This window comes from Acidovorax sp. FG42 (assembly GCF_057809195.1).
The window spans coordinates 50,806-74,339 of record NZ_JBMDJM010000003.1; the positions used below are offsets into that span (position 1 = coordinate 50,806).

At 66.0% G+C, this 23,534-nt stretch carries 20 protein-coding genes; 15 read left to right on the forward strand and 5 right to left on the reverse strand.

All coding sequences use genetic code 11. The features are described from left to right. The first annotated feature begins 110 nt into the window (after positions 1 to 110). From ACODSM_RS04650 to ACODSM_RS04710, 13 genes are all read left to right on the forward strand, one after another. A complete protein-coding gene (locus ACODSM_RS04650) occupies positions 111 to 1,403 on the forward strand; it encodes an MFS transporter (RefSeq protein WP_488804474.1) in 1,293 nt (430 codons plus the stop codon). Positions 1,404 to 1,424: 21 nt separating this feature from the next. Further along, positions 1,425 to 2,834, forward strand: a complete 1,410-nt coding sequence (locus ACODSM_RS04655; RefSeq protein WP_060984778.1) for a NarK family nitrate/nitrite MFS transporter — start codon at positions 1,425 to 1,427, stop codon at positions 2,832 to 2,834. A 35-nt stretch (positions 2,835 to 2,869) separates the two neighbouring features. Next, positions 2,870 to 6,667 carry a nitrate reductase subunit alpha gene (locus tag ACODSM_RS04660; RefSeq protein ID WP_488804475.1) on the forward strand — a complete coding sequence of 1,266 codons (3,798 nt, stop codon included), beginning with the start codon at positions 2,870 to 2,872 and terminating at the stop codon, positions 6,665 to 6,667. A 23-nt stretch (positions 6,668 to 6,690) separates the two neighbouring features. After that, positions 6,691 to 8,214, forward strand: a complete 1,524-nt coding sequence (gene narH / locus ACODSM_RS04665; RefSeq protein ID WP_209816441.1) for a nitrate reductase subunit beta — start codon at positions 6,691 to 6,693, stop codon at positions 8,212 to 8,214. Positions 8,215 to 8,236: 22 nt separating this feature from the next. Then, entirely contained in the window at positions 8,237 to 8,938 is a 702-nt protein-coding gene (gene narJ / locus ACODSM_RS04670) for a nitrate reductase molybdenum cofactor assembly chaperone (RefSeq protein WP_488804476.1), read from the forward strand. Beyond that, the gene (gene narI, locus ACODSM_RS04675; RefSeq protein ID WP_209816440.1) at positions 8,935 to 9,669 is read left to right on the forward strand and encodes a respiratory nitrate reductase subunit gamma; all 735 of its coding nucleotides are present in this window, start codon (positions 8,935 to 8,937) and stop codon (positions 9,667 to 9,669) included. The genes narJ and narI overlap by 4 nt, the downstream gene beginning before the upstream one ends. Before the next feature lie 27 nt (positions 9,670 to 9,696). Then, positions 9,697 to 10,638: a peptidylprolyl isomerase gene (locus tag ACODSM_RS04680; RefSeq protein ID WP_488804477.1), complete on the forward strand. Its 942-nt coding sequence runs from the start codon at positions 9,697 to 9,699 to the stop codon at positions 10,636 to 10,638. A 52-nt stretch (positions 10,639 to 10,690) separates the two neighbouring features. Beyond that, positions 10,691 to 11,368 carry a carbonic anhydrase gene (locus ACODSM_RS04685; protein WP_110961660.1) on the forward strand — a complete coding sequence of 226 codons (678 nt, stop codon included), beginning with the start codon at positions 10,691 to 10,693 and terminating at the stop codon, positions 11,366 to 11,368. Between the two features lie 99 nt (positions 11,369 to 11,467). After that, on the forward strand, positions 11,468 to 13,915 hold the full coding sequence (locus ACODSM_RS04690) for an adenosylcobalamin-dependent ribonucleoside-diphosphate reductase (RefSeq protein ID WP_488804478.1): 2,448 nt from the start codon (positions 11,468 to 11,470) through the stop codon (positions 13,913 to 13,915). 72 nt (positions 13,916 to 13,987) lie between these two features. Beyond that, positions 13,988 to 14,665, forward strand: a complete 678-nt coding sequence (locus ACODSM_RS04695; protein WP_488804479.1) for a nitroreductase family protein — start codon at positions 13,988 to 13,990, stop codon at positions 14,663 to 14,665. A gap of 46 nt (positions 14,666 to 14,711) precedes the next feature. Beyond that, positions 14,712 to 15,125, forward strand: a complete 414-nt coding sequence (locus tag ACODSM_RS04700) for a ribonucleotide reductase subunit alpha (protein WP_488804480.1) — start codon at positions 14,712 to 14,714, stop codon at positions 15,123 to 15,125. Positions 15,126 to 15,133: 8 nt separating this feature from the next. Then, the gene (locus ACODSM_RS04705) at positions 15,134 to 15,718 is read left to right on the forward strand and encodes a hemerythrin domain-containing protein (RefSeq protein ID WP_488804481.1); all 585 of its coding nucleotides are present in this window, start codon (positions 15,134 to 15,136) and stop codon (positions 15,716 to 15,718) included. Between the two features lie 255 nt (positions 15,719 to 15,973). After that, positions 15,974 to 17,056, forward strand: coding sequence for an AbrB family transcriptional regulator (locus ACODSM_RS04710; RefSeq protein ID WP_488804482.1), 1,083 nt, complete (start codon positions 15,974 to 15,976; stop codon positions 17,054 to 17,056). Positions 17,057 to 17,083: 27 nt separating this feature from the next. Here ACODSM_RS04710 and ACODSM_RS04715 read toward each other — a convergent pair whose 3' ends face one another. The 3 genes from ACODSM_RS04715 to ACODSM_RS04725 form a co-directional block, all read right to left on the reverse strand. Continuing rightward, positions 17,084 to 17,383: a BTH_I0359 family protein gene (locus ACODSM_RS04715; RefSeq protein ID WP_060984226.1), complete on the reverse strand. Its 300-nt coding sequence runs from the start codon at positions 17,381 to 17,383 to the stop codon at positions 17,084 to 17,086. A 210-nt stretch (positions 17,384 to 17,593) separates the two neighbouring features. After that, on the reverse strand, positions 17,594 to 18,745 hold the full coding sequence (locus tag ACODSM_RS04720) for a DUF3108 domain-containing protein (RefSeq protein WP_488804483.1): 1,152 nt from the start codon (positions 18,743 to 18,745) through the stop codon (positions 17,594 to 17,596). Between the two features lie 23 nt (positions 18,746 to 18,768). Next, positions 18,769 to 19,551 carry an IclR family transcriptional regulator gene (locus ACODSM_RS04725; RefSeq protein ID WP_015012292.1) on the reverse strand — a complete coding sequence of 261 codons (783 nt, stop codon included), beginning with the start codon at positions 19,549 to 19,551 and terminating at the stop codon, positions 18,769 to 18,771. A 103-nt stretch (positions 19,552 to 19,654) separates the two neighbouring features. Here ACODSM_RS04725 and ACODSM_RS04730 point away from each other — a divergent pair, with 103 nt between their 5' ends. Continuing rightward, complete coding sequence (locus ACODSM_RS04730; protein WP_056059821.1) at positions 19,655 to 20,665, forward strand: fumarylacetoacetate hydrolase family protein; 1,011 nt, start codon at positions 19,655 to 19,657, stop codon at positions 20,663 to 20,665. Between the two features lie 96 nt (positions 20,666 to 20,761). Continuing rightward, positions 20,762 to 21,739, forward strand: coding sequence for a Bug family tripartite tricarboxylate transporter substrate binding protein (locus ACODSM_RS04735; protein WP_110961654.1), 978 nt, complete (start codon positions 20,762 to 20,764; stop codon positions 21,737 to 21,739). Positions 21,740 to 21,858: 119 nt separating this feature from the next. Here ACODSM_RS04735 and ACODSM_RS04740 read toward each other — a convergent pair whose 3' ends face one another. Both ACODSM_RS04740 and ACODSM_RS04745 read right to left on the reverse strand, forming a co-directional pair. After that, positions 21,859 to 22,272, reverse strand: coding sequence for a VOC family protein (locus tag ACODSM_RS04740; protein WP_488804484.1), 414 nt, complete (start codon positions 22,270 to 22,272; stop codon positions 21,859 to 21,861). A 126-nt stretch (positions 22,273 to 22,398) separates the two neighbouring features. Further along, positions 22,399 to 23,421, reverse strand: coding sequence for a zinc-binding alcohol dehydrogenase family protein (locus tag ACODSM_RS04745; protein WP_488804485.1), 1,023 nt, complete (start codon positions 23,419 to 23,421; stop codon positions 22,399 to 22,401). Positions 23,422 to 23,534: the final 113 nt, after the last annotated feature.

Here is a 23,534-nt window from a genome sequence, read left to right on the forward strand (position 1 = left end):
ACCCCCAGTGACTACTCCCTCTGCCGCGCCGCACACCCTCTAGCGAAGGATGTGCAAAAGCCTCTGCACACGCGACCATTCCTCTCATGCAAAAAGAGAGGAATCGCGCAATGGCCAACGCAACTTTGCCGCCGGGCGACAGCCCGCAGCGCACCCGTCAGGCGTGGTCGGTGCTCATCGTCAGCACCTTCGCCTTCACCGTCTGCTTCATGGTCTGGATGATGTTTGGCGTCATCGGCATCCCCATCAAGAAGATGCTGAACCTGAACTCCACGCAGTTCGGGCTGCTGATGTCCATGCCCGTGCTCACGGGCTCACTGGTGCGGGTGCCCCTGGGTATCTGGACCGACAAGTTCGGTGGCCGCATCGTGATGGCGGCCGTCATGGCCACCACCGTGCCTGCTATCTGGCTCATGAGCTATGCCACGGAGTACTGGCACTTCCTGACGATCGGCCTGTTTGTGGGCTTGGCGGGGGGCTCGTTCTCAGTGGGTACGCCTTATGTGGCGCGCTGGTTCCCCAAGCATCGCCAGGGCACGGCCATGGGTGTGTATGGTGCGGGTAACTCGGGTGCAGCCGTGAACAAGTTCGTGGCGCCCGTGATCCTGGTGGCCTTTGGCTGGACCATGGTGCCGCAGGTGTATGCGGCCATCATGCTCGGCACGCTGGTGCTGTTCTGGCTGTTCAGCTACAGCGACCCGGCCCACCTGGTGCCCAGCAACGTCAAGTTCACCGACCAGCTCAAGGCGCTGAAGGACCCCAAGGTGCTCAAGTACTGCCAGTACTACAGCATCGTGTTTGGTGGCTATGTGGCGCTGTCGCTGTGGATGGTGCAGTACTACGTGGGCGAATACGGCCTGGACATCCGCGTGGCCGCGCTGCTGGCCGCCTGCTTCTCGCTGCCCGGCGGAGTGCTGCGCGCCATTGGCGGCATTTTGAGTGACAAGTACGGCGCCCACAGCGTGACCTGGTGGGTGATGTGGGTGAGCTGGATCTGCCTGTTCCTGCTGAGCTACCCGCAGACCGACTTCACCATCCTCACGGTCAACGGCCCGCAGACCTTCCACATCGGCCTGAACGTGTACCTGTTCACTGGCCTCATGTTCCTGCTGGGCATTTGCTGGGCCTTCGGCAAGGCCAGTGTCTTCAAGTACATCAGCGACGACTACCCCCACAACATCGGCGCCATCAGCGGCATCGTGGGTCTGGCAGGCGGCATGGGCGGCTTCGTCCTGCCCATCCTGTTCGGTGCACTGATGGACCTGACCGGCATCCGTTCCAGCGCTTTCATGCTGATGTATGGCGTGGTGTGGGTCTCGCTCATCTGGATGTACTTCACCGAAGTGCGCAACACCCGTCTCATGGGTTCGCAAAGCGCCGCCGCACAGACGGCCGCCCGCTGATTTTTTCCAAGGACTCTCACCATGTCTGCCACCACCACCAGCGGGCGCCAGGGGCGTCTGCTCACCCTCTGGGCCCCGGAGGACAAATCGTTCTGGGAGCGCGAAGGCGAGGCCATCGCCAAGCTCAACCTCTGGATCTCGGTGCCCGCGTTGTTCCTGGCCTTTGCCATCTGGCAGGTCTGGAGCGTTGTGGCCGTGAGCCTGCCCGGCCTCGGCTTCAAGTACTCGACCAACCAGCTCTTCTGGCTGGCGGCGGCGCCCGCGCTCTCGGGTGCCACACTGCGCATCTTCTATTCGTTCATGGTGCCGCTGGTCGGTGGCCGCCGCTGGACGGCGATCTCCACCGCCTCGCTGCTGATTCCCGCGCTGGGCATCGGCTTTGCGGTGCAGGACAACACCACGGCCTACCCCACCATGCTCATCCTGGCGCTGCTGTGTGGCCTGGGCGGTGGCAACTTCAGCTCCAGCATGGCCAACATCAGCTTCTTCTTTCCGAAGGAGCGCAAGGGCTCGGCGCTGGGCGTGAATGCAGGCCTGGGTAACCTGGGCGTGTCGGTGGTGCAGTTCCTGAGCCCGCTGGTCGTCACGGCCGGCATCTTTGGAGTTTTTGGGGGTGATGCCCAGACCATCGTCAAGAACGGCCAGACCGCACAGGTCTGGACGCAGAACGCCGCCTTCATCTGGGTGCCATGGATTGCGCTGACCGCGCTGGCGGCTTGGTTTGGCATGAACGATATTGCCGACGCGCGCGCTTCGTTCGCTGCGCAGGCCGCCATTTTCAAGCGCAAGCACAACTGGCTGATGTGTGTGCTGTACCTCGGCACCTTCGGCTCGTTCATCGGCTATGCCGCAGGCTTTCCGCTGCTCATCAAGAGCCAGTTTCCCAGCATCAACCCCCTGGCCTACGCCTGGCTGGGGCCGCTGGTGGGTGCGGTGGTGCGGCCCTTTGGGGGCTGGCTGGCCGACAAGCTCGGCGGTGCCCGTGTCACGCTGTGGAACTTCATCGTCATGGCTATCGCCGTGGTCGGTGTGACGGTGTTCCTGCCATCGGGCGGCAACGAAGGCCAGTTTGCCGGCTTCTTTGTGTGCTTCCTGGTGTTGTTTCTCACCACCGGCATCGGCAACGGCTCCACCTTCCGCATGATCCCCGTGATCTTTCTGACCGAAGCCATGCGCGGTGTGGACCCCCGCAACGCGGCGGCTGTGGCCCAGGCCAACAAGGAAGGCAACACCCTGGGTGCTGCCACGCTGGGTTTCACCGCCGCCATGGCGGCCTACGGCGGGTTCTTCATTCCCAAGAGCTACGGCAGCTCTATCGCGCTGACCGGCAGCCCCCACGCCGCGCTGTGGACGTTCTTCGCCTTCTACCTCGTATGCATCGTGATCACCTGGTGGCACTACGCGCGCAAGAACGCCGCCATGCCTTGCTGAAGACCCCCTGAACAGAACAGAACAAGGAGCCCCCGATGAGCCATTTCCTCGATCGCCTTTCGTACTTCTCGCAGCCCCGCGAGACCTTTGCCCAGGGCCATGGCCAGACCAACGGTGAAGACCGCACCTGGGAAGACGCCTACCGCGACCGCTGGGCGCACGACAAGATCGTGCGCAGCACGCACGGCGTGAACTGCACCGGCAGCTGCAGCTGGAAGATCTACGTCAAGGGCGGCATCGTCACCTGGGAAACCCAGCAGACCGACTACCCCCGCACCCGCCCCGACCTGCCCAACCACGAACCCCGTGGCTGCGCACGCGGCGCCAGCTACAGCTGGTACCTGTACAGCGCCAACCGCGTGAAGTACCCCATGGTGCGCGGCCGCCTGCTCAAGCACTGGCGCGCCGCCATCGCGCTGGCCAAGAGCCCGGTCGATGCCTGGGCCAGCATCGTCGAGAACGATGCCTCGCGCAGCGAATGGCAAAAGCAGCGCGGCCTGGGCGGCTTCGTGCGCAGCACCTGGGACGAAGTCAACCAGATGATCGCTGCGGCCAACGTCTACACCATCAAGAAACACGGGCCGGACCGCATCATCGGCTTCTCGCCCATCCCGGCCATGTCGATGATTTCGTACGCCGCCGGTTCGCGCTACCTGAGCCTGATCGGCGGCGTGTGCATGAGCTTCTACGACTGGTACTGCGACCTGCCTCCCAGCAGCCCGCAGACCTGGGGCGAGCAGACCGACGTGCCCGAGTCGGCCGACTGGTACAACAGCTCGTACATCATTGCCTGGGGCTCCAACGTGCCCCAGACCCGCACGCCCGACGCGCACTTCCTGACCGAGGTGCGCTACAAGGGCACCAAGGTCGTGTCCATCACGCCCGACTATTCCGAAGTGGCCAAGCTGGGTGACTTGTGGATGCACCCCAAGCAGGGCACCGACGCCGCCGTGGCGATGGCCATGGGCCATGTGATCCTGAAAGAGTTCTACTTCAAGGACGGCGGCAAGGGCCGCAGCGCGTACTTTGATGACTACGCCCGCCGCTACACCGACCTGCCGCTGTTGGTGGTGCTCAAGGAAAAGACGCTGCCCGATGGCCGCACGGTGATGGTGCCCGACCGCTATGTGCGCGCCAGCGACTTCCCCCATCAGCTCGACCAGTCCAACAACCCCGACTGGAAGACCGTGGGCTACGACGAGCTGGGCCAGGTCACGCTGCCCAACGGCTCCATCGGCTTCCGCTGGGGGGCCGACGGTCGCACCGACCAGGGCCTGTGGAATCTGGAGAACAAGGACGCGCGTACCGCCAATACCGTCAAGCTCAAGCTGTCGGTGATCGAGGATGGCGCGCAGGCCCACGACGTGGCCGATGTCGCCTTCCCGTACTTTGGCGGCGTACATGCGCCGAATTTCACGGCCAATGAACAGGGCAGTGACGTGATGGTGCGCCGCGTGCCGGTGTCCCATCTGGAGCTGTCCGGCCACGAGGCCCAAGGCCGTGTGATGGTGGCCACCGTGTTCGACCTGCTGGCCGCCAACTACGGCATTGACCGGGGCCTGCCCGGCGAAGAACAAGGCGTCACGTACGACAGCGACCGCCCCTACACCCCCGCATGGCAGGAAAAGATCACCGGCGTGCCGCGCGACCAGGTCATCACCGTGGCCCGCCAGTTTGCCGACAACGCGCACAAGACCCACGGCAAGTCCATGGTCATCATCGGTGCGGCCATGAACCACTGGTACCACAGTGACATGAACTACCGGGGCATCATCAACATGCTGATGCTGTGCGGCTGCATCGGCCAAAGCGGCGGCGGCTGGGCGCACTATGTGGGCCAGGAAAAGCTGCGGCCACAAACCGGCTGGACGGCCCTGGCCTTTGCGCTGGACTGGATCCGCCCGCCCCGTCAGATGAACAGCACCAGCTTCTTCTACGCCCACACCGACCAGTGGCGCTACGAAAAGCTGGGCATGGAAGAAATCCTCTCGCCCCTGGCCGACAAGAAGGCCTACCACGGTGCTCAGATCGACTACAACGTGCGCGCCGAGCGAATGGGCTGGCTGCCTTCGGCGCCCCAGCTCAAGACCAGCCCGCTGCAGGTGGCCAAGGACGCCGCTGCGAAGGGCATGGACGCCAAGGACTACGTGGTGCAGTCGCTCAAGAACGGCAACCTGCAAATGAGCTGCGAGGACCCGGACCACCCCTCCAACTGGCCGCGCAATATGTTCGTGTGGCGCTCCAACATCCTGGGCTCGTCGGGCAAGGGGCATGAGTACTTCCTCAAGCACCTGCTGGGCACCACCCACGGCGTGCAGGGCAAGGACCTGGGTCAGGACGAAGCCAAGCCCGAGGAAGTGCAGTGGCACGCCAAGGCCCCGGAAGGCAAGCTGGACCTGCTGGTCACGCTCGACTTCCGCATGAGCACGACCTGTTTGTATTCGGACATCGTGCTGCCCACCGCCACCTGGTACGAGAAGAACGACCTCAACACCAGCGACATGCACCCCTTCATCCACCCGCTGTCCACCGCCGTGGACCCTGCCTGGCAGGCCAAGAGCGACTGGGAGATCTACAAGGGTTTTGCAAAGGCCGTGAGCGAGGTCAGCGTGGGCCACCTGGGCGTGGAGAAGGACGTGGTGCTCACACCCATCATGCACGACACAGCGGGCGAAATGGCACAGCCTTACGGCGTGCGCGACTGGAAGCACGGCGACTGCGACCTCATCCCCGGCAAGACCGCACCGCAGGTCACGGTGGTCGAGCGTGACTACCCCAACCTGTACAAGCGCTTCACGGCCCTGGGCCCGCTGATGGACAAGGTGGGCAACGGAGGCAAGGGCATCGGCTGGAACACGCAGACCGAAGTGGGCCAGCTGGGCGACCTGAACGGCCGGGTGAAGGAAGAAGGCGTGACGCAAGGCATGCCCCGCATCGTGAGCGACATCGACGCCACCGAAGTGGTGATGATGCTGGCGCCCGAAACCAACGGCCATGTGGCCTGCAAGGCCTGGGAGGCCCTGGGCAAGCAGACCGGCCGCGACCACGTGCACTTGGCGCTGCACCGCGAGGACGAGAAGATCCGCTTCCGCGACATCCAGGCGCAGCCGCGCAAGATCATCAGCTCGCCCACCTGGTCGGGCCTGGAAAGCGAAAAGGTCAGCTACAACGCCGGCTATACCAACGTGCACGAGCTGATCCCATGGCGCACCCTCACGGGCCGCCAGCAGTTCTACCAGGACCACCCCTGGATGCGCGACTTCGGCGAAGGCTTTGTGAGCTATCGCCCCCCCGTCCACCTGAAGACGCTGGAAGAAGTCGAAGGCAAGAAGCCCAACGGCCACCGCGAGATTGCGCTGAACTTCATCACGCCGCACCAGAAGTGGGGCATCCACAGCACGTACAGCGACAACCTGATGATGCTCACGCTGAACCGGGGTGGCTCGGTGGTGTGGCTGAGCGAAGATGACGCCAAGAGCGCCGGCATCGTGGACAACGACTGGGTCGAGCTGTTCAACGCCAACGGTGCCATTGCGGCCCGCGCGGTGGTGAGCCAGCGTGTGAACCCCGGCATGGTGATGATGTACCACTCGCAAGAGAAGATCATCAACACCCCCGGCTCCGAGATCACCGGCACCCGTGGCGGCATCCACAACTCGGTCACGCGCATCGTGCTCAAGCCCACCCACATGATCGGTGGCTACGCGCAGTACAGCTACGGCTTCAACTACTACGGAACCATCGGCACCAACCGCGACGAGTTCGTGCTGGTGCGCAAGATGGACCGCATCGACTGGATGGATGGCGAAGCCGCTGCATCCGACCCCGCCTGAAGCCGAAGACAAGGAGAAACATGATGAAAATTCGCGCACAAATCGGCATGGTGCTCAACTTGGACAAGTGCATCGGCTGCCACACCTGCTCGGTCACCTGCAAGAACGTCTGGACCAGCCGCCCCGGCGTGGAATACGCCTGGTTCAACAACGTTGAAACCAAGCCCGGCATCGGCTACCCCAAGGAATGGGAAAACCAGGACCGCTGGAACGGTGGCTGGGTACGCAACCCCGATGGCTCCATCGCCCCCCGCCAGGGCGGCAAGTGGAAGCTGCTCATGCGCATCTTCGCCAACCCCAACCTGCCGCAGATCGACGACTACTACGAGCCCTTCACGTTCGACTACGACCATCTGCAGGCTGCGCCTGAAAGCAAGGCCGCACCCACGGCCCGGCCGCGCAGCCTGATCACCGGCAAGCGCATGGAGAAGATCGAGTGGGGCCCGAACTGGGAGGAAATCCTGGGCGGCGAGTTCAGCAAGCGCAGCCAGGACAAGAACTTCGACGATGTGCAAAAGGACATCTACGGCCAGTTCGAAAACACCTTCATGATGTATCTGCCGCGCCTGTGCGAGCACTGCCTGAACCCGGCGTGCGTGGCATCGTGCCCCTCGGGCTCGATCTACAAGCGCGAGGAAGACGGCATTGTGCTGATCGACCAGGACAAGTGCCGTGGCTGGCGCATGTGCGTGAGCGGTTGCCCCTACAAGAAGATTTACTACAACTGGCAGTCGGGCAAGGCCGAGAAGTGCATCTTCTGCTACCCCCGCATCGAGGCGGGCCAGCCGACGGTGTGCTCCGAGACCTGCGTGGGCCGCATCCGTTACCTGGGCGTGCTGCTGTACGACGCGGACCGCATCCAGGAAGCCGCCAGCGTGGAGCGCGACCGCGACCTGTACCAGGCCCAGCTCGACATCTTCCTGGACCCGAACGATCCGGACGTCATCAAGCAGGCGCGCATCGACGGTATCCCCGACAGCTGGATGGAAGCCGCCCGCAACAGCCCCGTCTACAAGATGGCCGTAGACTGGAAGGTGGCCCTGCCGCTGCACCCCGAGTACCGCACGCTGCCCATGGTCTGGTATGTGCCGCCTCTGTCGCCCATCACGGCCGCCGCCAACGCGGGCCATGTGGGCGTGAATGGCGAGATCCCCGACGTGTCCCAGCTGCGCATCCCCGTGCAGTACCTGGCCAACCTGCTCACCGCCGGCGACACCGGCCCGGTGGTGCGCGCGCTGGAGCGCATGCTGGCCATGCGCACCTACCAGCGCGACAAGCATGTGGAGCAGCGCCAGAACCTGTCGGTGCTCAAGCAGGCAGGCCTGTCGATGGCCGAGGTCGAAGAGATGTACCAGGTGATGGCGATTGCCAATTACGAAGACCGCTTCGTGATCCCGTCGGCCCACCGCGAATACGCCGAGAACGCGTTCGACATCCGAGGCGGCTGCGGCTTCTCGTTCGGCAATGGTTGCTCGGATGGCGCGACGGAAGTCAGCATGTTCGGGGGCAAGAAGCCCCGCACCATCCCGATCAAGGCCACGGTCTGATCGCACACAGGAAGGAATCACCATGTTCAAGAAGAACCCGACCTCTGTGCGCCTGACCCTGCGCGCCCTGGGCTACCTGCTGAGCTATCCCGATGCGCAGCTGCGCAGTGTGATGCCGCAGCTCATCGATGCGCTGCAGGCCGAGCAGGCCCTCAGCGCCGAGCGCATGGACGAGCTGAAGGCCGTGTGCCAGCACCTCGCCGCGCTGGACCCGCTGGAAGCCGAGGCCCGCTACGTGGACAACTTTGACCGGGGCCGTCAGACTTCGCTGCACCTGTTTGAGCATGTGCACGGCGACTCGCGCGACCGCGGCCCGGCGCTCATCGACCTGCTGCAGACCTACGAAAAGGCGGGCCTGCAGTTTGAAGCCGACGAGCTGCCCGACCACCTGCCGGTGGTGCTGGAGTTTGCCTCCACCCAGCCACCCGCCGTGGCCAAGGAGTTTTTGGGCGAAATGGCCCACATCCTCAACGCCTTGTTCAGCGCCCTGGTGTCGCGCAACAGCCCTTACGCCAGCGTGATCGCTGCGGTGCTCGAAGTCTCGGGCCAGCGCGTGCAGTCGGTGGCGCTCACACCCGAGCCGCCCATGGACGAGGTCTGGGCCGAGCCCGAAGCGTTCGGCGGTTGCAGCACCCAGGGCCAGTCCAAGCCTGACCAGCCGCAACCCTTGCATTTTGTCCGTACCCCCCGCGCCGAGCGGGCCCCCGAAGGAGTCTCAGCATGACTACCCCCTGGCTCGATACCCTGTTGTTTGGCATCTATCCCTACATCTGTCTGGCCGTGTTCTTCATCGGCAGCTGGGCGCGGTTTGACCGCGACCAGTACACCTGGAAAAGCGACTCGTCGCAGCTGCTGCGCACCGGCAGCCTGCGCTGGGGCAGCAACCTGTTCCACGTGGGCGTGCTGTTCCTGTTCTTCGGGCACACCTTTGGCATGCTGACGCCGCACTTTGTGTATGAGCATTTCATCAGCGCGGGCAACAAGCAGCTGATGGCCATGGTGACCGGGGGCATTGCGGGCCTGCTGGCCTTCGTGGGCATCTCCATCCTGCTGCACCGCCGCCTGTCGGACGCGCGCATCCGCGCCACGTCCAAGACCAGCGACATCGTGCTGCTGATCCTGCTCTGGCTGCAGCTGGCACTGGGCCTGGCCACCATTCCGCTGTCGGCCCAGCACCTGGACGGCTCCATGATGATGAAGCTGGCCGAGTGGGGCCAGCGCGTGGTCACCTTCCGCAGCGGCGGTGTGGAGCTGCTGGCTGAGGCGGGCTGGATCTTCAAGGCCCACATGTTCCTGGGCATGAGCATCTTCCTGATCTTCCCGTTCACCCGCCTGGTGCATGTGTGGAGCGGCTTTGGCACGCTGGCCTATGTGCTGCGCCCTTACCAGGTGGTGCGTGCGCGCCGCCTGAACCTGCCCGCTGGCCACCTGCAGTCGCAAGACCGCCGCGCCTGAAACCCACCGACCATCCAGGAGCACACCATGAGCGGATGTGGAACCGGGAGCTGCGGATGCGGCTCCACCGACAGCAGCGCGGCAGCAGCCCCTGCCAGCACACTGACCCCCACGCAGACTGCGGCCTACGAGGCCCTGGTGGCAACGATGGCCGATGCGCCCGTGCAGGCGATGCCCGCACCCGCAGCAAGCGGGCCAGGGGCCATGGCTGACATCGCACGCATCAACGGCGTAGCCCTCAACGCCCCGCACGAGTTGCTGGACGAAGAGGCCCTGCGCCAACGTGCCTGCACCGAGCTGCTGCGCCAGGCGGCCCAGCAGGCGGGGTTGCTGTCGGCCGACGATGTGCCGGGCGCCCTGGGCGCTATCAGCACCGAGGCTTCCGACGCCATCGAGCAGTTGCTGGACCGCGAGCTGCCCGTCCCTGATCCGTCAGAGGAAGCTTGCCGCCGCTACCACGAGGCGCACCCTGCAGCGCACGCCCAGGGCGAGCGCGCACAACTGCGCCACGTGCTCTTTGCGGTGACGCCGGGCGTGGATGTGAAACAGCTGCGCCTGCGCGCCGAGGCGCTGTTGATCGACTTGCGCTGCGCTGATGATGGGGGTGCGAAGTTTGCCGAAGCCGCCGCCCAGTGGTCCAACTGCCCCAGCGGCCAGCAAGGCGGTGACCTGGGCTGGCTCACCCGCGCCGACTGCGCGCCAGAGTTCGCCCGCGAAGTGTTTGGCAGTGCCGAGATCGGCGTGCTGGCCCGCCTGGTGCACAGCCGCTTTGGCCTGCATGTGGTGGAAGTGGTAGCGCGCGAGGCCGGGCAACAGCCCGCGTTCGAGGACGTGCGCCAGGCCATCGCGCTCACCCTGCGCCAGCAGGCCTGGGTGAATGCGCTGCGCCAGTATCTGCAACTGCTGGCAGGTGCTGCGGTGGTTGAAGGGGTGGCGCTGGACGCGGCCGATTCGCCGCTGGTGCAGTAACTGCGCAGCACACCTGTTGAACCCTATTGCCCTATCCCCTCATTGCCCGCCCATGCCCGACGAGTTGCTGGACCGTTTGCGCCGCTTCCATGACGACGCCTTTCCCCAGTACCGCCAGCAGTTCCAGGCGCTGGTGGACGAGGGGCAGCATCCCACCACGCTGTTCATCGGGTGCTCCGACTCCCGGCTGGTGCCGTACCTGCTGACCGGCGCGGGGCCGGGCGAGCTGTTTCTGGTGCGCAATGTGGGGGCCTTCATCCCGCCCTACGACGGATCGCACGGCCACCATGGCACGACGGCGGCCATCGAATTTGCAGTGCTCAACCTGAAGGTGCGCCGCATCGTGGTGTGCGGCCACAGTCACTGTGGGGCTATCAAGGCGATGTATGGTGAGGTCTCGCCCGAGGCCCCCAACCTCAACCGCTGGCTGGACCTGGGGCGCGAGGCCCTGCTGCCCATGCAGCCGGGCCCCGAGGTGTTGCGCCGCACCGAGCAGCGCGCGGTGGTGCTGCAGCTGGAGCGCCTCATGGAGTACCCCATGGTGCGCAGCCGGGTGCAGTCGGGCCAGATCAGCCTGCACGGATGGCATTACGTGATCGAGGATGGCGAGGTCCATGTTTTTGATGTGCAGACCGGCGGGTTCGTGCCCGCCTCGCAGTCGGACCACAGCGGTACCGGCCCCTACCAGCCCTATGTGGAGCATGACGGCCAAGTGCTGGTGGACGAGTGATTGGTCCCTGCTTGCCAGGAGCCGGCATTCGGAGTGGAATGAGCGCTCCTTGACCGAACGCAACCCCGTTTCAGCCCGCAACCCAAATCATCGGCCCCCATGAAACGCGAACCCCAGCCCCCTCTCAACCCCACCGCTTCCCTGCAGCCCATCAGCCTGGATGTGCTGAGCGAGAAATACCTCAAACCCGGCGAAACCACGGCCGACGAGCTGTACCAGCGCGTGGCGCGTGCCCTGGCCTCGGTCGAAAAGCCGGAGCTGCGCGGAAAATACGAGTCCTTATTCCTCGCCAACCTGAAGGCGGGCGCCATCGGCGCGGGCCGCATCATGAGCGCGGCGGGCACCGACATCCAGGCCACCCTCATCAACTGCTTTGTGCAGCCCGTGGGCGACTGCATCCAGGGCGTGGATGACGAAGGCTTTCCGGGCATCTATGAAGCCCTGCGCGAGGCCGCCGAGACCATGCGGCGCGGCGGTGGCGTGGGCTACGACTTCTCGCGCATCCGCCCCAAGGGCGCCCAGGTCAAGGCCACGGCCTCCATGGCGTCGGGGCCGTGCAGCTACATGAACGTGTTCGACCAGTCCTGCTCCACGGTGGAGAGCGCGGGCGCACGCCGGGGCGCGCAGATGGGCGTGCTGCGCATCGACCACCCGGATGTGCACGAGTTCATCACCGCCAAGCGCACGCCGGGCCGCTGGAACAACTTCAATGTGTCGGTCGGCGTGTCGGACGCGTTCATCCAGGCCGTGCAGAACAACGCGCCGTGGGAGCTGGTGCACAAGGCCCGCCCCGGCGCCGCCCTGCTGGCCCAGGGCGCCCGCCAGCGCGCCGATGGCCTGTGGGTCTATGCCACCGTGCCCGCGCGCGAGTTGTGGGACACGATCATGAAGTCGGCCTACGACTTTGCCGAGCCGGGTATCCTGTTCCTGGGCCGCATCAACGAAGACAACAACCTGCACTACTGCGAAGACATTGCGGCGACCAACCCGTGCGGCGAACAGCCGCTGCCGTCGTATGGCTGCTGTGACCTGGGGCCCATCATCCTTACCCGCTTTGTGCGCCACCCCTTCGGGTTTGGCGGCGTGGCCGCGTTTGACTTTGACGCCTTCACCCAGGCCGTGGCGCTGCAGGTGCGGGCACTCGACAACGTGCTGGACGTCACCTACTGGCCGCTGCCGCAGCAGCGTGACGAGGCCATGGCCAAACGCCGCATTGGCGTGGGCTTTACCGGCATGGGCAACACGCTGGCCATGTTGTGCCTGCGCTACGACCTGCCCGAGGGCCGCGCCATGGCCGCGCGCATTGCCGAGTGCATGCGGGATGCGGCCTACGCTGCGTCGGTGGACCTGGCGCGCGAGAAGGGCGTGTTCCCCAAGTTCGACGCCACCGGCTATCTGGCCGAAGGCACCTTCGCCAGCCGCTTGCCCGAGTCGCTGCAAGCGGCCATCCGCGCGCACGGCATCCGCAACAGCCACCTGCTGTCGATTGCCCCCACGGGCACGGTGAGCCTGGCCTTTGCCGACAACGCCTCCAACGGCATCGAGCCACCGTTCTCTTGGATGTACAAGCGCAAGAAGCGCGAGTCGGACGGCAGCACCACCGAATACGCGGTGGAAGACCACGCCTGGCGCCTGTACCGCGAGCTGGGCGGCGATGTGAACGCGCTGCCCGACTACTTTGTCTCGGCCCTGGCCATGTCCGCGCAGGACCACATCGCCATGATGGAAGCCGTGCAGCCCTTTGTGGACACGGCCATCTCCAAGACCGTGAACATCCCGGCGGACTACCCCTACGAGGACTTCAAGGACCTGTATCTGCAGGCCTGGCGCGCGCGGCTCAAAGGCCTGGCCACTTACCGGCCCAACAGCATCCTGGGCTCGGTGCTCGAAACGCATGCAGAACCTGCACCAGCGCCTGCCGCCGTGGCAGCGCCTGCGCCCGCTGCGCCGCCCGTGGACCCGATGCGCACCGTGATCGAGAGCCGCCCGCAAGGCGGCCTCTCCGCCGTGGCCGAAAAGCTTGAATACTGGACGCAGGAAGGCCACAAGACGCTGTACCTCATCGTGTCCTTCTTGCCCGTGCCTACGGGGGTGGGCAACCGTACTGTGGACCGTGCCATTGAGTTCTTCATGCCTGTGGGCCAGAGCGGCGAGTCGCAGCAGTGGATCACCTCCAGCATGCGCCTGCTCTCGCTGGCCGCGCGGGGCGGTTTTCTGGAGCGAGCCTTGAGCGACATGCGCAAGGTCGCCTGGGACCGGGGCCCCGTGCGCCTGGGCACCCACCGCAAGGACGACGGCACGCTGGTGCCCATGTGGCACGACTCCGAGGTGGCGGCCATGGCCTACGCCATCCAGAACATCCTGGCGCGCCGCGTGGCCGACCCGGTGCAGCAGCAACTGCCGCTGGACGAGCCCACGCCACCGCCTGTGGCCGTGCCCCAGGCCATGGCGGGCAAGAAGTGCAGCGAGTGCGGTGCCCATGCGGTCATCCGCAAGGACGGCTGCGATTACTGCACGCAGTGTGGGCACCTGGGGAGCTGCGGATGAGCCGTGGCGCCCCACGCGGCCTGTCCCGGTGCTCCTTGTGGTTGACGCGGTAAGCATTCCGAGGATTTCCCCATGTCTGTGATTCCCTGGCCGTTGAACCCTTCGTCCCGTGCGCAGCCGGCTGCGGCGCGGGCCAGTGCGCCGGACGATGTGGCCGGGCTGGCGGCAGCGCTGATCCAGTCGCGCCAGACCATCCTGCCCAAGCGCCTGGGCGGCCCTGGCCCCAGCGCGGCCGAGCTGGCACAGATCCTCCAGGCCGCAGCCCATGCGCCAGACCATGGACAGCTGTTGCCCTGGCGCTTCATCCTCGTGCCGCAGACCGCACGTGCGCCATTGGCCGATGTGTTTGCGCAAGCCCTGCTGGAGCGCGACCCTGCTGCGACCGCCGAGCAGGCCGCGCAGGCAAGCGAGAAGGCGTACCGCTCTCCGGTATTGCTGCTGGCCGTGGTGGATGCGGAGCGGGGCGACGCCGAGATCGATCTGGCCGAGCGCACCGTCTCTGCGGGCTGTGCCGTGCAGAACATGCTGCTGATGGCGACGGCGCAGGGCTACGGCTCCGCGCTGACCAGCGGCAAGGCGCTGAAGGCGCCCAGCCTGCGGGCCTTGTTCCAGCTGGCGGCCTCCGAGCAGGCCCTGTGCTTCATCAGCATTGGCACCGTGCTGTCGCGCAAGGCGGTGCGTGCACGCCCGGCGGCCAGTGCCTATGTGAGCACGCTGGATGCCGAGCGGGGCGTGTTGCCCGGTTTTTGAGGCGCGCTGGTGGGCCCCAACCTTTCATTGATTGCGAGACCTTTGCATGGATATTTCCAGTTTTGACGACCTGCTGCAGGCTGCACGCATGCAGCCCGAGCCACAGCGCCTGCTGTTCGTCTTCGCGGCGGTGGAACTGCCCGACGACGCCACCCCGGCGCAGCGTGCGCGCTACGAGGCCGGCCAGGGCGGTGCCCTGGTGCCGCTGATGTGTGTGGACAAGACGCCGCAGGAGCTGGCATCGTTTGACGCGCTGGTGGCCGAGGCCCGCCAGTTCACCGCCCCAGGCCACGACTGGGCCATCGTGTTTGCGGCGGCGATGTCCGGCACGCTGAACAAGCCGCCCACCAGTGCCGACGCCGAGGCGCCCTTGCAGCGCATGGTGGATGCCATCAAGGGCGGTGCGCATGGGGCGTTCATTCCGTTCGACCGCCAGGGCCACCCTGTGCGGTTTGGCTGAATCGGGCCATGGCACGGGCTTCCGCACCTGCGTCCGCACCCGCATCTGCTGCAGCGCCACGGCATCTGCCCGGCTTCAGCGCCCCCGCCGTGGGCTTTGAGCAGCCCTTTGCCATGCTGGAGGCCTGCCACGAGCGCGTGCAGCGCACGCTGGGGTTGCTGGGCCGCTTGCGGGAGCATGTGCGGCAGCAGGGCGTGGATCACGACGCACGCCAGGCCGCGCGCGATGTGCTCCGCTACTTCGATATCGCGGCGCCGCTGCACCACCAGGACGAAGAGCTGCATGTGTTCCCCCTGTTGTCGGCCCAGGCCACGCCCGAGGTCCAGGCGCTGGTCACCCGCCTTCAGCAGGACCACGTGGCCATGACCGCCGACTGGGCGGCGGCCCGCGCCGGGCTGCAAGCCTTGCTGCACGAAAACGCGACCGGCTTCACGCCCCTGGACGAGGCTGCGCTGGACCGTTTTGCCAGGCGGTATGGCGCCCACATCGCGGCCGAAGAAGGCGTGGCCTACCCCGCCGCTGCCGCTTTGCTGCCGCCTGCCGCCCTGGAGGTGATGGGGCGTGAGATGGCAGCGCGGCGGGGTGCTGCCTGATTGCTATTAAAAATATAGCTGCTTGGGCATATTCGACTAGCGCATCAGGCCGCTGGGGCTGAAATTTTGCTGTTTGCCACCCGTCAGGGCGCCTGAGCACCCGGTGCAAGGTGGCCGTTGCCCGGTGGCGATGCCTGCCGTTCCGTCTGGGCAGCGCCTGCACGGCGGCCAGGGCGGTAGGGCGCGCGATACTGCGGGGTTGGGCGCGCCTCCCGCCGCGTCCGTCTGTCCGCCTGCCTGCCTGTCGTTCTCCGTATGCGCCCCCTTTTCATTGTTCGCACCGTGGCCACCCTGGCCCTGGCGTGGGCCGCTGCTGCTGCCTGTGTGGCCCTGCAGACCCCGCTGCCCTGGATGATCGGCCCGCTGCTGGCCACCTCCGTCGTGTCGATGGCCGGCGGCCCCACCGAAAGCTGGGGCCCGCTGCGCAATGCCGGGCAATGGACCATTGGCGCCGCCCTGGGCCTGTATTTCACGCCCCAGGTGGTGGCGCTCATTGGTGGGCTGTGGTGGGCCATCGTGCTGGGCATTGTGTGGGCGCTGTTTCTGGGCTGGCTGTTTGGCGCGTGGCTCTACCGCGTGCACGCGCCCCGCATGCACGGTGTTCCGGCACCGATGCTGCGCGCCACCAGCTACTTTGCCGGCGCGATTGGTGCGGCGTCAGAGATGACCTTGTTGTCCGAGCGCGAAAACGCGCGCACCGACCTGGTGGCCGCCAGCCACAGCCTGCGGCTGCTCATCGTCACGGTGACCATTCCGTTTGCGCTGCAGTTCAGCGGCCTGCACGGCCTTGATATCCTGCCGCCCACGCTGCGGGTGGTGAACTGGCCGGGGCTGGCGCTGATGGCGCTGCTGACCGGGGCCGGGGCGCTGCTGATGGACCGGCTGGGCCGCGCCAACCCGTGGTTCATGGGGGCGATGCTCGTGTCCATGGGCTTGACCATGGCCGGCCAGAGCCTGTCGGCCGTGCCCCAGGGCATGGTCAACGCCGCGCAGCTCGTGATCGGGGTGAGCCTGGGTGTGCGGTTTCGCGCGGAGTTCTTGCACACTGCGCCGCGTTGGCTGGCGTCGGTGGCGCTGGGCACCGTGGGGCTGATGGGCGTGTGCGCCCTGTTCGCCGGTGCCCTGGCCTGGGCAACGGGGCTGCCCTGGGTCACCTTGCTGCTGGGCACCTCGCCCGGCGGCATCACCGAGATGGCCATCACGGCCAAAGTGCTTCAACTGGGCGTACCGGTAGTGACGGCGTTCCAGGTGTGCCGACTGATTGCGGTGCTGATGCTGGTGGACCCGCTGTACCGGCGGATTTATCCGCCCAGCGCACCCGAAGGTGCGGCGGGCTGAGTTAACGCGCGGGCCTTGGACGTGGCGTCAGTGCACCACCACCGGGTGTTGTGCCAGGCCCGCATAGCGGTCCAGCGCGTCTTCCACTTCTTCCTGGGTCGGGGTTTCGCGCTGCCAGGCCAGGATCTGTTCCTGGAACATCTCGGCCCAGGAGCCGTCCAGGTACACCTCCTTGCCGGAGCGCTTGTCCACGATTTCAAAACCATGGCGTGCAAGCTGGGGAACGGCGGGGGCAGTGTCGTTGAGCACCTGGGTGCTCTTTTTCTCCACGGCGTCGGGCAGCATATGGACCACCACGAAGGATTCTGAGTCGTAGAGCATGTGCATCGTGTTCCCCTTGTCGATATAAACGTCAGATGACAGCGGGTGTGCAGAGTTCAAGGGCCTTAGAAAGGTTCTTAGGAAACCACGGCTTTTGTCCCCTGCTGCGTTGCAGTATTTCATGAAAAACGGAGTACGCCGGGTTCGTGGGGCTTTTTTGCCCGGATGGCGCTTGGGCGCAACACTCCGTGCAGCGCAAGCGATCGCAGGCAATGCTCAGGGCGGGCCGCTGGCACGCAGCAGCAGGTCGGCGAAATCGCCGTTGGCCTGGGTGAGCTTGATGCGCACGGGCAGGTAGCCCAGCCCGGGGGCCACCCAGAGTTCGGCCTTCTGGTCGTAGTCCTTGCGGGGCAGGCGCAGCAGCTTGAGGGCGGGCGTGGGCCCGGCGGGCAGATCCAGGGTTTCGGGGCCTTCCACGGTGAAGGTCCAGCGGTCGGCGCTGCGGGCGCTCACCGTGGTCAACGTGATCTGGGTGCCGGGCACAAATCGGCCCGGGTCTGCGGCCAGCATCGCGCCCAGCTGGATGAACAGGCTCAGGCGGTCTTGCACGCCGGGGCCTGCCGCCGCGTCGGGCGTGTTGGCACTGAAGGTGACGCGGCCCTTGGCGTAGTCAAAGTGCGCGGCCTGCTCGCTGCGGGATTTGTCGGAGAACTTCTCGGGCAGCAGTCCTTGCTCCGTGACCGTGCCAACGCTGCGCTGCGTGCGTGTGCCCACCAAAAAGGCGCTGATCTCCTGGCGCGCCTCGTAGCGGTTGCCGTCGTGCTGCCACAGTAGCTCGGCCCGGGCGCTGTAGGCGAATTTTTTGGCCTGGCCGCTCACATCAAACGCGAGGCGCGTGGGGGCAGGCATGCGCACGGGCGGTGGTGAGGTGCTGGCGCTGCGGCCGGTACCTCCGGGCGGGCGGATGTCCACGCCCGTGCCGGTTTGCGCGTCTTCGGTGGCAGGCTCTAAAGGTGCGGCTGGTGCCGATGCTGCAGGTGCGGGTGCCGGTGCGGCGTCGTTGGCAGGCGTCTCAGGGGTTGCACTGGCAAGGGTGGTTGCTACACCGGCGTCTGCAGGCGCCTCGGCCTCTGCGACGGGAGCCGCTGTCGGTGCGGGTTCGGGACGGTCCAGGGCCGCAGGGGCTGGGGGGCGCTTGGGGGAAGGCGCCTTTTTGCGGGGCGCAGGTTGTGGTGCAGCAACCGGCACGGCGGTGACGCCGGGGGGCGCCACGGCTGGTAGCGACGGCGTGGGCGCAATGCTGCGTGTGCTGAACACTTGGCGGGACGGCTGCGCGGGGCTGTCCCAGGCCAGGGGCACGCCGCTGAGCACCAGCCAGTGCAGGGCCAGCACCAGGGCCGTGATTAAAACCAGCGCGCGCCGTGGCATTTTGTCCGTGCGTGGCGGGGCCGTCAGGCGCTGCCCGCGCCCAGGTCGCTGGACAGCTGGGCCGCCGCCGCGCGCAGCGGTGCATCAATGGCGCCGCCCCACTCGGGGTCGAAGGTGGCGATGGAGCCCAGCGTGGTGATGCCCAGCTCCAGGTGGCCGTCGGCGTCGAATACCGGGGCGCAGAAGGCGACGATGCCGGGCAGCAGCGTGTCCACCACGCGGGCGGCGCCGCGCTCGCGCACCTCGGCCAGCAGGGTATTCACTTCGGCCATGGTGGCTGGCAGGTCGGTGCGGCGCATCTTCACGGCGCGGGCCAGTTCTTCTTTCAGCAGCGGCGCCACCACCTCGGGCGACATGAAGGCCGCAAAACACCGGCCCGTGGCCGACGACAGCAGCGGCATCACGTCGCCCAGGCGCAGGTTGGCGGTGACGGCCTGGGGCGATTCCTCCCAGTGCACGATGGTGGGGCCATGGTTGCCCCACACGGCCAGTGCCAGCGTGTGGCCGATGGTTTCCATCAGTGCCGGCATGCGCTCGCGGGCCAGGCGCACGCCATCGAGCCGCGTCAGCGACGCCAGCCCCAGCTTGAGTGCGGCCGGGCCCAGGTCATAGCGCGCGGTGCGCGGGTCTTGCGTGACCAGGCCCAGACGCTGAAAGCTCACCAGATACCGGTGCGCCTTGGCCGCGCTCATGCCCGCCGAGGCGGCCACATCCTTGAGCATCAGCGGCCCGCGCGAGCGGGTCAGCCCCTCCAGCAGGGCAAAACCCACCTCGACCGATTGAATTCCTGCACGTTCTTTGTCCATGTGCACTAAAATTTGCGAGTTTTGTTTAGTTAAATCAATTTACCCAAGCGTAATTTTCGCTAGCGGTGCCCATCAACCCTTCTGAGACAAAGGTCCTGCCACCATGAAACTCGCTACCTACAAAGACGGCTCGCGCGACGGCCAACTGGTTGTCGTCTCCCGCGACCTGGGCACGGCCCATTATGCGACCGGCATTGCCAGCAAGATGCAGCAGGTGCTGGACGACTGGGGCTTCCTGTCGCCCCAGCTGCAGGACCTGTACGACCAGCTCAACAGCGGCCGCGCACGCCACGCCTTCCCCTTCGACCCGGCCCAGTGCATGGCCCCGCTGCCCCGCGCCTACCAGTGGGCTGACGGGTCTGCGTACATCAACCACGTCGAACTGGTGCGAAAAGCGCGCAACTCCGAAGTGCCCGAGAGCTTCTACACCGACCCGCTGATGTACCAGGGCGGCAGCGACGACTTCATCGGCCCCTGCGACGATGTGGTGGTGCCCAGCGAGGCGATGGGCATCGACTTCGAGGCCGAGATCGCCGTCATCACCGGCGACGTGAAGATGGGCACCAATGCCGACCAGGCGCTGGACGGCATCCGCCTGGTGATGATTGCCAACGACGTGAGCCTGCGCAACCTGATCCCGGCCGAGCTGGCCAAGGGTTTTGGTTTCTTCCAGAGCAAGCCCGCCACCGCCTTCGGCCCCGTGGCCGTCACACTGGACGAGCTGGGCGACGCCTGGGACCACGGCCGCGTGAACCTCACCGTGCAGTCCACCTGGAACGGCCGCAAGGTCGGCATGTGCGACGCGGGCCCCGAAATGACCTTCCACTTCGGCCAGCTCATTGCCCACATCGCCAAGACGCGCAACGTGCGCGCCGGCTCCATCGTGGGCAGCGGCACCGTCAGCAACAAGGGCGTGGAGCAGAACGGCCGCATGGAATGGCCCAAGGGCTACAGCTGCATCGCCGAAAAGCGCTGCATCGAAACCATCCAGGACGGTAAGCCCAGCACCGACTTCATGAAGTTTGGCGACACCATCCGCATCGAGGTCAAGGGCAAGGACGGCGCCAGCATTTTTGGTGCCATCGACCAGACCATTGCCGCACCGGCCGCCTGAGGCCCTGCAGCGCAAAATTTGAATAAAACCGGCTGCAGGCGCTAGTTGAATATGCGCTGGCAGCTATCAAATTCATAGTATCAAGGAGACAACCCCATGCAACGCCGTACCCTCTTGTCCGCCCTGGCCGCCGCAGGCGCCACCACCGCCGCGCCCTGGGCCGCCGCCCAGTCCGCCTGGCCCGACCAGCCCCTGCGCTGGGTGGTGCCGTACCCCGCCGGTGGCGGCACCGACGTGCTGGCCCGTACCGTGGCCGAGGCCATGCGCCAGACGCTGGGCCAGCAGATCGTGGTAGACAACCGCCCCGGCGCGTCCACCAACATCGGCGGCCAGATGGTGGCCACTGCCAAGCCCGACGGCAACACCTTCATGTCGGCCGACAACGCCATCCTGGCCTACAACGAACACCTGTTCACCAAGCTGCCGTTCAACCCCGAAAAGGACTTCACCTACGTGGGCGGCATCAGCCGCTTTCCGCTGGCACTGGTGGTGAACCCTGCGTTTGAAGCCAAGACGGTGAAAGAGTTTCTGGCCTACGCGCGCGCCAACCCCGGCAAGCTCAACTACGCCTCGCCCGGTAATGGTTCGCCACACCATCTGGCGATGGAGATGTTCAAGAACCGCACCAAGACCTTCCTCACCCACATCCCCTACCGCGGCGCCGCGCCTGCGCTGCAGGATGTGATGGGCGGCCAGGTGCCCTGCATGTTCCTGGACCTGGCCGCCGGCCTGCCCGTGATCACCTCGGGCAAGGTGCGCGCGCTGGCCATCGGCTCGGCCAAGCGCGTGGCCGCGTTGCCCGACGTGCCCACGCTGGCCGAAGCCGGTGTGCCCAACACCGAGGTGTTCGCGTTCCAGGGCATCCTGGCGCCCGCCGGGCTGCCCGCCGCCATCACCACACGTTTGAACACCGACCTCAACAAGGCCTTGCTCAACCCCGCCGTGGTCAAGCGCATGAACGACTTTGGCATGGAAGCCCTGCCCGGCACGCCCGAGCAGTTCCGCGCCATGGCGCGCGCCGAGTCCAAGCGCTGGGGCGAGATCATCAAGGCGGCGGGTGTGAAACTCGACTGACCCCCTGAGCGGCTGCGCCGCTTCCCCCCAGGGGGACGCAGCTGGTGGCCTGGCAAAGCCAGTTCCACGGGTGCACTCGCTGGGGGAGGCGCCCTTTGCGGGGTGTGCTGCGGTGTTGCTTACTCCGGCAGGTGGCACACGGCTTCCACGTTGTTGCCTTCGGGGTCGATGACAAAGGCGCCGTAGTAGTGCGCGTGGTAGTCGGGCCGCAGGCCCGGCGCGCCGTTGTCCTTGCCCCCGGCGGCGATGGCGGCGGCGTAGAAAGCGTCCACCTGCGCACGGCTCTGGGCGCGCCACGCCAGGTGGCAGCCCGCAGTGGCCGGTGGGCCACCGTACGGCGAGGGGCCGTCGATGAACCACACATCGGCCTTCTTGCCATCCGGCTCGGACGGCGCCGGGTAGGCAAAGCCCAGCATGTTCGAGCCGTAGTTGCCCTCAAAACACAGGCTGTAGCCCAAAGGCGCAAGGGCGGCGGTGTAGAACGCCTTGGTGCGGGCGATGTCGGTGACGCGGAAGGTCATGTGGTCCAGCATGGGAGGTCTCCTCGGGTTGTGGACCCCGTTTTATACCTGAATAACTGTTTATAAATACAGTATTTTCAACCCGATACACAAGCCACAGCGCTGATGATGCGGCGCCCCTGCGGGGCCCGCAGTGCTTCAGGCCCAACCCTCCAGCACCAGCTTGCCCCGCGCCTTGCCGCTCTCGATGAGCGCATGTGCGCGCTTGAGATTCTCGGCATTGATGGTGCCAAAGCGCTGGTCCAGCGTGGTGCGGATCAGCCCGGCGTCCACCAGCTGCGCTACCTCGGTCAGCAGGCGGTGCTGGCCGATCATGTCGGCGGTGCCAAACAGCGCACGCGTGAACATCAGCTCCCAGTGCACCGACACCGACTTGCGCTTGAATTTCGTCACGTCGAGCGACACCGGGTCGTCGATCAGTGCGAACTGGCCCTGGGGCGCGATGGCCTCCACGATCTGGTCGAAGTGTGCTTCGGTCTGCGTGAGGCTCACGATGATGTCCACCGTGGGGTGTCCGATGCTGGCCAGCTCCTCGGTCAGTGGCTTGCTGTGGTCGATGACGTGGTGGGCGCCCAGGTCGCGCACCCACTGCTGCGTTTCGGGGCGCGATGCGGTGCCGATGATCGTGAGGCTGGTCAGCCGCGCTGCCAGCTGCGTGAGGATGGAGCCCACACCGCCGCTCGCGCCGATGATGAGCAGGGTCTTGTTGGTGGGCCGCTTGCCGGGGGCCACGCCCAGGCGGTCAAACAGCAGCTCCCATGCGGTGATGGTGGTCAGCGGCAACGCGGAGGCCTCGGCAAAGTCCAGCGACTTCGGCGCGTGGCCCACGATGCGCTCGTCCACCAGGTGCAGTTCGCTGTTGGTGCCGGGGCGGGCAATGGAGCCTGCGTACCAGACGCGGTCGCCGGGCTGGAACAGCGTCACCTCGGGCCCCACGGCGCGCACGATGCCGCTCGCGTCCCAGCCCAGCACCTTGTAGTCGGGGCCATCACCGCTGCGCGAACTGCTTTTTCGCACCTTGGTGTCTACGGGGTTCACTGAGACGGCATGCACTTCCACCAACAGATCGTGCCCCGTGGCCACCGGGTCGGGCAGGGTGATGTCGACCAGCGACTCGGGGTGGTCGATGGGGTGGGCGGTTTTGTAGCCAACGGCTTTCATGGGGAGGTCCTGGAGGTGAACAAAGGATGCCCCGATGATGGGTTTTGCGAAATTGTTTTTAAATGGGGTGCTGATTGAATCCATCTTCAATCATTGTTTGTAAATAAACCCAT

What these genes read in the sequence shown, in the direction of transcription:
- ACODSM_RS04650 (WP_488804474.1), top strand. Translation starts at nt 111, where the DNA reads ATGGCCAACGCAACTTTGCCGCCGGGCGACAGCCCGCAGCGCACCCGT.
- ACODSM_RS04655 (WP_060984778.1), top strand. Translation starts at nt 1,425, where the DNA reads ATGTCTGCCACCACCACCAGCGGGCGCCAGGGGCGTCTGCTCACCCTC.
- ACODSM_RS04660 (WP_488804475.1), top strand. Translation starts at nt 2,870, where the DNA reads ATGAGCCATTTCCTCGATCGCCTTTCGTACTTCTCGCAGCCCCGCGAG.
- narH (WP_209816441.1), top strand. Translation starts at nt 6,691, where the DNA reads ATGAAAATTCGCGCACAAATCGGCATGGTGCTCAACTTGGACAAGTGC.
- narJ (WP_488804476.1), top strand. Translation starts at nt 8,237, where the DNA reads ATGTTCAAGAAGAACCCGACCTCTGTGCGCCTGACCCTGCGCGCCCTG.
- narI (WP_209816440.1), top strand. Translation starts at nt 8,935, where the DNA reads ATGACTACCCCCTGGCTCGATACCCTGTTGTTTGGCATCTATCCCTAC.
- ACODSM_RS04680 (WP_488804477.1), top strand. Translation starts at nt 9,697, where the DNA reads ATGAGCGGATGTGGAACCGGGAGCTGCGGATGCGGCTCCACCGACAGC.
- ACODSM_RS04685 (WP_110961660.1), top strand. Translation starts at nt 10,691, where the DNA reads ATGCCCGACGAGTTGCTGGACCGTTTGCGCCGCTTCCATGACGACGCC.
- ACODSM_RS04690 (WP_488804478.1), top strand. Translation starts at nt 11,468, where the DNA reads ATGAAACGCGAACCCCAGCCCCCTCTCAACCCCACCGCTTCCCTGCAG.
- ACODSM_RS04695 (WP_488804479.1), top strand. Translation starts at nt 13,988, where the DNA reads ATGTCTGTGATTCCCTGGCCGTTGAACCCTTCGTCCCGTGCGCAGCCG.
- ACODSM_RS04700 (WP_488804480.1), top strand. Translation starts at nt 14,712, where the DNA reads ATGGATATTTCCAGTTTTGACGACCTGCTGCAGGCTGCACGCATGCAG.
- ACODSM_RS04705 (WP_488804481.1), top strand. Translation starts at nt 15,134, where the DNA reads ATGGCACGGGCTTCCGCACCTGCGTCCGCACCCGCATCTGCTGCAGCG.
- ACODSM_RS04710 (WP_488804482.1), top strand. Translation starts at nt 15,974, where the DNA reads ATGCGCCCCCTTTTCATTGTTCGCACCGTGGCCACCCTGGCCCTGGCG.
- ACODSM_RS04715 (WP_060984226.1), bottom strand. Translation starts at nt 17,383, where the DNA reads ATGCACATGCTCTACGACTCAGAATCCTTCGTGGTGGTCCATATGCTG.
- ACODSM_RS04720 (WP_488804483.1), bottom strand. Translation starts at nt 18,745, where the DNA reads ATGCCACGGCGCGCGCTGGTTTTAATCACGGCCCTGGTGCTGGCCCTG.
- ACODSM_RS04725 (WP_015012292.1), bottom strand. Translation starts at nt 19,551, where the DNA reads ATGGACAAAGAACGTGCAGGAATTCAATCGGTCGAGGTGGGTTTTGCC.
- ACODSM_RS04730 (WP_056059821.1), top strand. Translation starts at nt 19,655, where the DNA reads ATGAAACTCGCTACCTACAAAGACGGCTCGCGCGACGGCCAACTGGTT.
- ACODSM_RS04735 (WP_110961654.1), top strand. Translation starts at nt 20,762, where the DNA reads ATGCAACGCCGTACCCTCTTGTCCGCCCTGGCCGCCGCAGGCGCCACC.
- ACODSM_RS04740 (WP_488804484.1), bottom strand. Translation starts at nt 22,272, where the DNA reads ATGCTGGACCACATGACCTTCCGCGTCACCGACATCGCCCGCACCAAG.
- ACODSM_RS04745 (WP_488804485.1), bottom strand. Translation starts at nt 23,421, where the DNA reads ATGAAAGCCGTTGGCTACAAAACCGCCCACCCCATCGACCACCCCGAG.